The organism is Mesorhizobium sp. M7A.F.Ca.US.005.03.2.1, assembly GCF_003997795.1.
Classification (GTDB): domain Bacteria; phylum Pseudomonadota; class Alphaproteobacteria; order Rhizobiales; family Rhizobiaceae; genus Mesorhizobium; species Mesorhizobium ciceri.
Genome location: NZ_RZRP01000127.1, coordinates 1 through 10,693, shown reverse-complemented (window position 1 = coordinate 10,693; position 10,693 = coordinate 1). Strand labels below are relative to the sequence as shown.

Annotated in this window: 10 protein-coding genes and 1 pseudogene; 8 read left to right on the top strand and 3 right to left on the bottom strand. The window is 63.3% G+C overall.

Going from position 1 to position 10,693, the window contains the following annotated elements:
* Positions 1-1,582, bottom strand: a pseudogene (locus EN991_RS10020) (autotransporter outer membrane beta-barrel domain-containing protein); the annotation flags it as partial.
* Positions 1,583-1,806: 224 nt separating this feature from the next.
* On the opposite strand from EN991_RS10020, the gene EN991_RS10015 reads away from it, so the two are divergent.
* Both EN991_RS10015 and xylB read left to right on the top strand, forming a co-directional pair.
* Positions 1,807-3,129, top strand: coding sequence for a tetratricopeptide repeat protein (locus EN991_RS10015; RefSeq protein ID WP_127368672.1), 1,323 nt, complete (start codon positions 1,807-1,809; stop codon positions 3,127-3,129).
* 82 nt (positions 3,130-3,211) lie between these two features.
* Positions 3,212-4,666: a xylulokinase gene (gene xylB / locus EN991_RS10010; RefSeq protein ID WP_027161005.1), complete on the top strand. Its 1,455-nt coding sequence runs from the start codon at positions 3,212-3,214 to the stop codon at positions 4,664-4,666.
* 32 nt (positions 4,667-4,698) lie between these two features.
* On the opposite strand, the gene EN991_RS10005 is transcribed toward xylB, so the two are convergent.
* On the bottom strand, positions 4,699-5,061 hold the full coding sequence (locus EN991_RS10005; RefSeq protein WP_013528288.1) for a nuclear transport factor 2 family protein: 363 nt from the start codon (positions 5,059-5,061) through the stop codon (positions 4,699-4,701).
* A 112-nt stretch (positions 5,062-5,173) separates the two neighbouring features.
* On the opposite strand from EN991_RS10005, the gene xylA reads away from it, so the two are divergent.
* The 3 genes from xylA (at position 5,174) to EN991_RS09990 (ending at position 7,682) form a co-directional block, all read left to right on the top strand.
* Positions 5,174-6,499 (top strand): xylose isomerase, encoded by a 1,326-nt coding sequence (gene xylA, locus EN991_RS10000; protein WP_024501968.1) that lies wholly within the window; start codon positions 5,174-5,176, stop codon positions 6,497-6,499.
* 236 nt (positions 6,500-6,735) lie between these two features.
* Positions 6,736-7,212: an N-acetyltransferase gene (locus tag EN991_RS09995; protein ID WP_013528290.1), complete on the top strand. Its 477-nt coding sequence runs from the start codon at positions 6,736-6,738 to the stop codon at positions 7,210-7,212.
* A gap of 260 nt (positions 7,213-7,472) precedes the next feature.
* Positions 7,473-7,682, top strand: a complete 210-nt coding sequence (locus EN991_RS09990; protein WP_013528291.1) for a hypothetical protein — start codon at positions 7,473-7,475, stop codon at positions 7,680-7,682.
* A gap of 11 nt (positions 7,683-7,693) precedes the next feature.
* On the opposite strand, the gene EN991_RS09985 is transcribed toward EN991_RS09990, so the two are convergent.
* Positions 7,694-8,674 (bottom strand): GlxA family transcriptional regulator, encoded by a 981-nt coding sequence (locus EN991_RS09985; protein WP_127368671.1) that lies wholly within the window; start codon positions 8,672-8,674, stop codon positions 7,694-7,696.
* A 77-nt stretch (positions 8,675-8,751) separates the two neighbouring features.
* Between EN991_RS09985 and EN991_RS09980 the strand changes: the two genes are divergently transcribed.
* The 3 genes from EN991_RS09980 to EN991_RS09970 form a co-directional block, all read left to right on the top strand.
* Positions 8,752-9,669 (top strand): 3-keto-5-aminohexanoate cleavage protein, encoded by a 918-nt coding sequence (locus EN991_RS09980; RefSeq protein WP_013528293.1) that lies wholly within the window; start codon positions 8,752-8,754, stop codon positions 9,667-9,669.
* A 22-nt stretch (positions 9,670-9,691) separates the two neighbouring features.
* The gene (locus EN991_RS09975) at positions 9,692-10,321 is read left to right on the top strand and encodes an HD domain-containing protein (RefSeq protein ID WP_127368670.1); all 630 of its coding nucleotides are present in this window, start codon (positions 9,692-9,694) and stop codon (positions 10,319-10,321) included.
* The coding region (locus EN991_RS09970; RefSeq protein ID WP_245460938.1) for a 3-hydroxyacyl-CoA dehydrogenase NAD-binding domain-containing protein at positions 10,318-10,693 on the top strand (376 nt) is incomplete at its 3' end. The genes EN991_RS09975 and EN991_RS09970, both read left to right, overlap by 4 nt.

Genomic DNA, 10,693 nt, shown 5'->3' with positions numbered 1-10,693 from the left:
AACACGCCGGCCCCGCCGGCCGCAGCCCCGCCGGCGGGGCCGGCGTGTTCAGCGTCGAGCGCAGGTACCCGTTCTCCTCGCTGCCGGCGCTGACGCCGCCCTTGAACAGATAATATTCAAAGGCCCCGGCGGCGACCGGGGCGTCGAGCGCGAATGTCGTGGCGCCCGAGGTGGCGCCGTTGATTGCCTGGATGACCATGATGCCGTCCTGCGTGGTCGCAGCCCCCGCGCCGCCGAGATTGACCACGGAGATGCCGGTCGAACCGGAAGCCGTTCCGCTCGACAGGACCAACTTGTCGGATGCGGAGGAATCGTCACCGAGCTCGGTCTGGATAAGCAGCAGGCCACCCAGGCCGACATAATTGCCCGAAATCGTCAGGCTGTCGGTGGCGCCGGTGCTGCCATTGGTCAGGTCGATGCGCCCGGCATTGGTGACCTGCGCCAGCTGGCCTGCCGTAAACGCCTGGATCGCCGCATTGAAGCCGCCGCCGTAGAGCGTGCTTGCGGCATCGACACTGAGCGAACCCGTGCCGGTGCCGCTGTCGCCGAGCACCAGATTGCTGTCCATCGTCAGCTGGGTGTCATTGGTGGCGTCGATGCTTTCCCAGTTCTGGAGCCGGCTGACGCCATCCAGTTTGACGTTGTCCAGGGTCAGCGCATCGGTGCCGGCACCACCTGATATGGCATCCGTGGCACCGAGATTGGCGTTGGTGAGGTTGCTGAGCCTGGCGGTGTCGTTATCGCCGCCGAGATCGACGGAACCATAGATGATGCCGCCACCGTTCCAGACGAAATTGTCGGCGCCAAAGCTCATCAGTATATCGCCACCGACCGTGCCGCCGGTGACCGTGACGCTGTCATTGCCGCCGCTGACGCTGATGTTGCCGCCGATGGTGCCGCCCGACAGGATGATCGTGTCCTTGTCGAAGCCAGTGACGAGGTTGCGGTCGATGGTGCCGCCTGACATGTTGAAATAGTTCTGATCGAGCTTCATGTTGACCCGGCCGATGCGGCCACCGGTCATCACGGCGTGGTCGCCATCGTCGAAGAAATCGACGATGCGTCCGCCGGTCATGGTGAAGGTGTCGAGGCCGTCGCCCTGGTTGAGCGAGCCGATCTGGCCGCCGCTCATGTTGAAGTCGTCGATGCCGGCGCCCTGCTGGACATTGCCGGTGACGGTGCCCGCGCCAATTTTGAAGAAATCCGTGCCGCCACCCTGATCGACGGTGCCGGTTATGGTGCCTGACTGCATGTCGATGCGGTCCGTGCCGACGCCAAAGGTCACATTGCCTGATATCTGCCCGGTGCCGCCGGCGGGAAAATTCAGCGTGTTGTCGCCGTCGAGATCGGTGAGGCTGCCGCCTGAGTCGCCGCTGTCACAGGTGTAGACGGTGTTTCCGGCGGATGGAGCCAGCACGCATGCGGCAAACGCGGCGGAGTTGGGCAGCAACGCAAAAGCTGTAGTTGAGAGGATGCTAATAAGCCACGGATGTAACGGATGCGGCTTTCGCCATTGCGAAGCAATTGTCACCTGCACATCCGCCGAACGACTGTTCGGAAGCGAGTTCTTCACATGCCGCATCGCGTCCCCTCTCGATTCGCGATTTCCAGCCCCCGCCAGCCGCCGCAATGAAGACACAATTCATTCAATTTTACAAAGCCTAATCTGCCCCGCATGGTTGCTAAACTGCAAAGACTACTGAAAGGTCTGGCGTAGCGCACGGTTGGCGTGTCCGTGGCCTATGCTTTAGGATCGCTTTGGGCCGAAGGATCAAGGGCCTGTCACGGGTCGATAAAGGACATCGCATGGCAACCAGGGACGCATTCGGCCTGGCACTTTCGGGCGCGACGGAGGCGGGATTCACGCCTTACAGCCAGGCAGTGCGTGAACTGCAGTGCTTCATCGGCGATCCCGTAGCTTCCGTCGACCGCGCCATCGCTGAAGATCCCGGCTTCGTCATGGCCCATGTCTTCAAGGGATATCTCTTCGGCCTCGCCACCGAGCGGGAGGCGACGGCCGTGGCCAAGGCTTGCCATGAGGCCGCACTGCCGCTTGCCGCGACCACGCGCGAGCGGGCGCATGTCTCGGCCCTTGGCCATCTCGCCAGCGGGCGCTGGCATGAGGCCAGCCGCGTTCTCGAGGACATCACCATCGAGACCCCGCGCGACGGGCTGGCGCTGCAGGTCGGCCACCAGATCGATTTCTTCACCGGCAATGCCCGCATGCTGCGCGACCGCATCGCTCGTGCCCTGCCTTCGTGGCAAAGCGGCATGCCCGGCTACCACGCCATGCTCGGCATGCAGGCTTTCGGGCTGGAGGAAATGGGTGACTATGTCAGGGCCGAGCAGCTTGGCCGCGAGGCAGTCGACATCGAGCCGCGCGACGGCTGGGCGCAGCACGCCGTCGCCCATGTCATGGAGATGCAAAGCCGGCAAAGGGATGGCATTGCCTGGATGCGCGCCAATCCGGAAGCGTGGACACGGGAGAGCTTCCTGCAGGTCCACAATTGGTGGCACCTGGCGCTGTTCCACTATGATCTCGGCGAGACCGACGCGGTGCTGGCCCTCTATGACGGCCCTATCTACAGCGTGCAATCGACGATGGCGCTCAACATGGTCGATGCCTCGGCAATCCTGTGGCGGCTCCACCTCGGCGGCGTCGATGTCGGCGACCGCTGGGCGGCACTCGCCGCCAACTGGGGCAAGGCGGGAGCGGGCCTTTATGCCTTCAACGACGCCCACGCGATGATGGCCTTCGTGGGTGCCGGGTTAGATGCGCCGGCCCTCGCCTTGCTCGAGGCTCAGCGCGAGGCCATGCGTGGCAGCGACGACAATGCGGCTTTCACGCGAGATGTCGGCCATCCGCTGACGCTCGCCATCAAGGCATTCGGTGAGGGCAGCTACGCCGAGACCGCGCGCCTGATCCGGCCGATCCGCGCGATCGCACATCGTTTCGGTGGCAGCCACGCCCAGCGCGACGTCATCGACCTGACGCTGATCGAGGCGGCCTTGCGCGCCGGTGAGGGTGCGCTGGCCAGGGCGCTCACGGCGGAGCGTTCGATGGCGCGGCCCGACAGTCCGCTGTCAGCGCTGTTTGTGCGACGCGCCGCCGATTTGTCGGAGAATTGACCCGAAGCGGATCTTGTTTTAAAAACTGGCCAAGCCAGATTTTTTCGAGACCCGAAAAAATTAACTGGCGTGGGAGGAAGACATGTATCTGGGCCTCGATCTCGGGACGTCGGGCGTCAAGGCGCTGCTGATCGATGCCGGGCAAACCGTCATCGGTTCCGGCCATGGTTCGCTTGATGTTTCACGGCCGCACCCCGGCTGGTCGGAACAGAATCCCGAGCACTGGATCCGGGCCTGCGAAGACGCAATCGCCGAGCTCAAATCCTCCCATCCGCATGAACTCGCGGCAGTCAAGGGCATTGGCCTGTCTGGCCAGATGCATGGCGCCACGCTGCTTGACGCCGCCGACAAGGTGCTGCGCCCCTGCATCCTGTGGAACGACACGCGCAGCCATGCCGAGGCCGCCGTCCTCGATGCCGATCCGCGTTTCCGCGCCCTGACCGGCAACATCGTCTTTCCCGGGTTCACCGCGCCGAAACTGGCCTGGGTGAAGAACAACGAGCCCGCTGTCTTCGCCAAGGTCGCAAAAGTGCTGCTGCCCAAGGATTTCCTGCGGCTCTGGCTTTCGGGCGAGCACATTTCGGAAATGTCGGATTCTGCCGGCACGTCCTGGCTCGATGTCGGCAAGCGGCGCTGGAGTGCGGATTTGCTCGCGGCGACATCGCTCGATGAAAAGCAGATGCCGTCGCTGGTCGAGGGTACGCAGAAGGCAGGCGCATTGCGCAGCGAATTGGCATCGAAGTGGGGCGTCCAGGCCGGCATTCCGATCGCCGGTGGCGCCGGCGACAACGCGGCCTCGGCCTGCGGCATGGGCACGGTTGGCGCCGGCCACGCTTTTGTTTCGCTCGGCACGTCGGGTGTGCTGTTTGCCGCCAACGCTTCCTACCTGCCCAACCCGGCTAGCGCGGTTCACACCTTCTGCCACGCGCTTCCGAACACCTGGCACCAGATGGGGGTCATCCTGTCGGCAACCGATTCGCTCAACTGGCTGTCGGAAATCACCGGGAAGAGCGCCGGCGAGTTGACCACTGAGCTCGGCGACACATTGAAGGCGCCGAGCGGCGTGTCCTTCCTGCCATACCTCTCGGGTGAGCGCACGCCCTACAATGATTCCGCCATTCGCGGCGCGTTCACCGGGCTGGCGCATCAATCGAGCCGTGCCGTGCTGACCCAGGCCGTGCTGGAGGGTGTAGCCTTTGCCTTCCGCGACAGCCTCGAAGCGCTGGCCACGGCCGGCACAGCCTTGACGCGGGTGACGGCGATCGGCGGCGGTTCGCGCTCACGCTACTGGTTGAAGGCGATTGCCACCGCGCTTCAACTGCCTGTCGACATTCCTGCCGACGGCGACTTCGGCGCCGCCTTTGGTGCCGCGCGGCTCGGCCTGATCGCGGCGACGGGTGCCGATCCGCTCGAAATCTGTACGGCCCCGAGGACGGACGCAACTATCGAACCGGATGCGGCGCTCGGCGGCGCCTATGCCGATGCCTATCAGCGCTACCGGGCGCTGTACCCGGCAATCAGGGTCGCCACGGCGTGAACGGTCTTTCGCCCACGCCGCGGCTGTCCGGCTCACTGCGCCGGCACCTTGTCGAGAAAACCGGTGACGCTCTTGAGGCGGCCGTTCTCGATGATTCCGATGTCGGTACCTTCGATCACCGAAGGCGTCCCCTCAGGTCCGAGATTCCACGAGAAGCGGATCTTGTCGGCAAAACCGTCCGGCGTACCCTTCAGCGAGAACCGGAAACCGGCAAAGCGCTGCTGCACGCCGTCGATCAGAGCCGCGACGCCTTCATGGCCATCACCCTGCATGAGCGGATCGCGGTAGCTGACGTCTTCCGTGAAGGTCGCCTTGAGCAATTCGGCCCGGCGGCCGGCATCGCTTTCGTTCCAGGCGGTGATGTAGTTTTTAGCGATCTTGGTGAGGTCGGTCATGGTCTGTCTCCTTCGTTTGGTGGCTTTGACATGACCCTTTTCAACCAGCGCCGGCGTGAAACCAATTACGCCTGAGGTAATGGCGTCAGAACTTTGTGAGAGGACAGAAATCATGAGCAGTGGATTTTTCGGCGACATCCAGAAGATCAAATATGAAGGGCCGGATTCGACCAATCCGCTGGCCTATAGGTTCTACAATCCCGATGAGGTCGTCGCCGGCAAGCGGCTGGAAGATCATCTGCGCTTCGCCGTTGCCTACTGGCACTCCTTTGCCTGGCCGGGTGGCGATCCGTTCGGCGGCCAGACTTTCGACCGGCCGTGGTTTCCCAAGGCCGGCGGCACCGACACGATGGAGCTGGCAAAACTGAAAGCAGACGTCGCCTTCGAGATGTTCTCGTTGCTCGGCGCGCCCTACTTCTGCTTCCACGACGCCGATGTACGGCCGGAAGGCAAGGATTTTTCCGAGAGTGCGGCGCGCCTCGATGAGATCGCCGACTACTTCGCGGGCAAGATGAAGCAGACCGGCGTCAAGCTGCTTTGGGGCACCGCCAATCTGTTCTCCAACCGCCGCTTCATGTCGGGCGCGGCCACCAATCCCGATCCGGATGTCTTTGCCTACGCGGCGGCGACGGTAAAAAGCTGTATCGACGTCACCAAGCGGCTGAAGGGCGAAAACTACGTGCTGTGGGGCGGGCGCGAAGGCTATGAGACCCTGCTCAACACCGACCTTGCGCGCGAGCAGGAACAGGCCGGCCGGTTCCTCAGCATGGTCGTCGACTACAAGCACAAGATCGGCTTCAAGGGCACGATCCTGATCGAGCCGAAGCCGCAGGAGCCAACCAAGCATCAGTACGATTACGATGTCGCCACGGTCTACGGCTTCCTCAAGCGCTTCGGGCTGGAGAAGGAGGTCAAGGTCAATATCGAGCAGGGCCACGCCATCCTGGCCGGCCATTCTTTCGAGCACGAACTGGCTCTGGCCAATGCGCTCGGCATTTTCGGTTCGATCGATATGAATCGCAACGACTACCAGTCGGGCTGGGACACCGACCAGTTCCCCAACAACGTGCCGGAAATGGCACTGGCCTACTACCAAGTCCTGCAGGCTGGCGGCTTCAAGACCGGCGGCACCAATTTCGACGCCAAGCTGCGCCGCCAGTCGCTCGATCCGCAGGACCTGCTGATCGGCCATATCGGCGGCATGGACTCTTGCGCTCGCGGCCTGAAAGCTGCGGCGCGCATGGTCGAGGACAAGGCACTGTCGGCGCCGCTGGCCGAACGCTATGCCGGCTGGAACACGGCCGAGGGCAAGGCGATGCTTGCCGGCAAGCGCACGCTTGAGGATATCGCCGAGCGTGTCGTCAAGAAGAAGATCGAGCCGCAGCCGAGGTCCGGCCGCCAGGAACTGCTGGAAAACATCGTCAACCGCTACGTGTAGGGCGAGCGCCGCTTCATCTTTGGACCGACATCCGGCGCCACTGGCTGAAAGCCGCCGCCATCGCCATCTGCTAGTCAGCCCACTTCGCGACAAGCTGCCGAGGATCGCACAGATCTTCGGCAGCCTGCGTGAGACCAGGACGCTACACGTGTCACCGAAAGAGGACCCGTGCGGCGGCATGTCGTCGTCCCAAATCGCTGTGCACTTTGGGCGACATGCATTGGCAGGAGACGGAAATGGCAGAGGATCGAATCATTGTGCGCCCGGCGCAGGCGAGCGATATTCCGGCGCTGAAGCAGGTGCTGCAGGAAACCTTCGAAGGCACCTGGCTGCCGAACATCACCGAAGCAGCCGCGCAACGCTATGTCGAGACGGATATTGGCGGGCGCTATGTCGACCAGAGCTGGCCTGAATTCGCCGTTGCCGAGATCGATGGCGAGGTCGCCGGCTTGATCCATTGGCGCGCGGATTTCATCGAGGCCCTGCACGTGATGGCATCCCGTCAAGGCCAAGGTGTCGGCCGCAAGCTGCTTTCCCATGCCGAACAGGCGGTCAGTGCGGCCGGATTGGCGCAGGCGCGGCTGGAGACCGACACGTTCAACCTGCCCGCACAAGCACTCTACAAAGCGGTCGGCTATATCGAGAAAAGCCGCTATCCCGATGACGAATGGGACAGTGGCTTCACCACGGTGCTGTTCGAAAAGCGGCTTTGAGCAATTCCAGGAAAAGTGGGTAACGGTTTCCCCGGGAAAAGCGTACAGCGCTTTGCCTTGGGAATTGCGCAATCCAACAATAGATTTCTCGTTGACCTGACCTGCCTGGGCGCAGGAACAGCTTTGCGCATGGCCCGGTCCAGCGACATGGTTTTGCCCTTCGACGCCCTTCAATAACCTCGCTCTTGCCTTCAAACTGCCGTCACGAATCTCGTATAAGAGTGGCTCGTGGCGGGAGAGGAAGAAGGAGGCGAACCGATATGCAGAACGAACGTGAAATCGACGCCCTGCTCTCACCTGGCGAGGCTGGATCGATCATCGACCGGCTGATGGCAATGCCGCATCCGAAGGACGGCACGCGCCGCTCGAACGAATGGGATCGCGCTGTGGCCAGCCGTTTCGAGACCCATCTTGCCAAGCAAATGCGCTCGCAGATCGACGGCGGCAGCGACCGTCAGAACGCTGCCTGATTCTATCATAGTCAGCCCCGGCGCAGCCTGACCGGCGCTTCGCCGAAAGCCCTTGAAAACGCTCTTGAAAACCCCGCGGCGGATGAGAATCCGGTCCGCCCGGCAATATCGGCCATGGCGATCCTTGTATCGACTACCAGCCGGCGCGCGGCGCCCAGGCGCAGCCTGAGATAATAGGCGCCCGGTGTCTCGCCGATCGATTTGCGAAAGATGCTCTCCAGCGTCCGTGCCGTCACGCCGGCGCGCTTGGCCACCGCTTCAATGGTCAGCGGCTGGTCGACATGCGCTTCCATCAGCCGGATCGCTTGCGCCAGCCGCGGATCGTAGCCATCGAGCCGGCCGAGCGAGACCAGCGGCTGTGCGTCGGTGGCGGCGCGCGCCTGGTCGTAGATGAAGACGCTGGCGACATCGAGCGCGACGGCCATGCCGAGCCTCGTGCGGATGAGATGCAGCATCAGGTCGAAGGTCGGCGACGCGCCGCCCGAGGTGAACACCGGCCCGTCGATGACATAACGGTCCGGACGCACGTCGACGCCGGGAAAGGCCGAGGAAAAATCCTCCATGTCTTCCCAGTGGGTGGTGGCGCTGCGTCCTTCCAGCAGGCCGGCGCGCGCCACCAGCCAGGTGCCGGCTTCGACACCGCCGCAAGCGCGTGCTGTCCGTGCAGCCCGGCGCAGGCCGGACAACAGAGCCGAGGTTGCATAGTTCTGGGTGCCGAAGCCGGCGACGACGACAAGAACGTCGGTCGACTCGCCCGCATCGAAGCGGCCGCCGACCGCCACCGGCAGGCCGCAAGTGGTGACTGGAGCCTCGCCGGTCACCGAGACCAGCTTGAAATCGAACAGGGTCTCGCCGGAGATGCGGTTGGCCGCGCGCAGTGGATCGACGGCGGATGCGACGCACATGATCGACGAACCGGAAAATACCAGCAGCGTCACCCTAAGCGGCGAGCGCTCGGCGCGAAAGATCGTTGGTTTTTCGCTTTTCGTCATGGAAGCTTCGTAAAACGCAAAACAGTTTCCGGCAAGTCGGGCATTGTTGAGGTCTATTTCTTTCGGAGGAGAGTTCCATGCCGCTTGCGATGAACCGTGAGGTCTTCATTACCTGTGCCGTGACCGGGTCCGGCGGGTCGCAGGACCGCAGCCCGCATGTGCCGCGCTCGCCCAAGCAGATCGCGGATTCCGCCATCGATGCGGCCAAGGCGGGCGCCGCCATCGTGCATTGCCATGTGCGCGATCCCGAGACCGGTAGGCCGAGGCGCGACGTACATCTCTACCGCGAAGTGACCGAGCGCATCCGCGCGGCAGAAGTCGACGTCATCCTGAACCTGACCGCCGGCATGGGCGGCGACATGGTGTTCGGATCGCCGGAAGCGCCGCTGCCGCTCAACGAAAAAGGCACCGACATGGGCGGTGCCACCAACCGCATGGAACATGTGCGCCAATGCCTGCCGGAAATCTGCACACTCGACTGCGGCACCATGAATTTCGCCGAGGCCGACTATGTCATGACCAACACGCCCGGCATGCTGCGCGCCATGGGCGGCATGATGACGGCGCTCGGCGTCAAGCCGGAGATCGAGGCTTTCGACACCGGCCATCTGTGGTTCGCCAAGCAACTGGTCGAGGAAAAGGTGCTCAACCCGGATGCGCTGGTGCAGCTTTGCATGGGCGTGCCGTGGGGTGCGCCTGATGATCTCAACACCTTCATGGCCATGGTCAACAATGTGCCGTCGACCTGGAACTGGTCGGCCTTCGCCATCGGCCGCAACCAGATGGCTTATGCCGCGGCGGCGGTGCTCGCCGGCGGCAATGTCCGCGTCGGGCTGGAGGACAATCTGTGGCTCGACAAGGGCGTGCTGGCCACCAACGCACAGCTGGTCGAGCGCGCCGCCAGCATCGTCACCAATCTCGGCGCCAGAATCCTTGGGCCGGAAGAGGTACGGCAGAAGCTCAACCTCACCAAGCGGGCGCCGATCGCGGCATAAATTATTCGTCGGGAGGGTCGGCATGACTACCGTAAAATTCACCGCGATGAAGGATGGCGACCGGGACGACTACGAGTTCCTGACCGCGCATGAAATCGACTATGCGGCCAGGACCGGCGAGCGGCTGCTCGACGCGCTGGTGCAGCTCGACGCGGGTCTTTCCGGCTACAAGATCACCCGGCTCGGCCATTCGCTGCAGGCAGCGACACGTGCCTGGCGCGACGGCGCAGACACCGACTGGATCGCTTGCGCGCTGCTGCACGACATCGGCGACATCTATGCGCCTTACAATCACGACGAATATGCCGCTTCGATCCTGAAACCTTTCGTGCGCGAGCAGTGCACTTGGGTGGTGGAAAAGCATGGCGACTTCCAGCGGCTCTATTATGCCCATCATCTCGGCGGCAACCGCCACGCCCGCGACCGCTTTGCCGGCCATGCTTATTTCGACGATTGCGACGAGTTTTGCGAACGCTGGGACCAGTCTAGCTTCGACCCCGACTATGACACGCTGTCGATGGAATTCTTCCGGCCCTTCGTGCTCGAAGTCTTTGCCCGCAAGGCCTACGATCCCTCGGTGATCCGAGCCGGCGAGCGCGTACCCCTCATCGATCCCGCAACCGCCGCGACAAGAACCGGAGCTTCAGCATGAGCATCATCAACAAGGCAGCCGCCATCGGTGGCGGTGTGATCGGCGCCGGTTGGGTGGCGCGCCTGCTGCTCAACGGCATCGACGTGTCGATCTTCGATCCCGATCCCGAGGCGTCGCGCAAGGTCGGCGAAGTGATGAAGGGCGCGCGCCGCGCCTATAAGCAGATGGTGCCCGGCGGCCTGCCGAAAGAGGGCAAGCTGACCTTCGCCAAGACCATCGCCGAAGCGGTCGCCGATGCCGATTTCATCCAGGAGAGCGTGCCGGAGCGGCTCGACCTGAAACACCGCGTGCTGGCCGAGATCGACGCTCACGCGCCGGCCAACGCGATTGTCGGCTCCTCGACTTCCGGCATCAAGCCGACCGACATGCAGG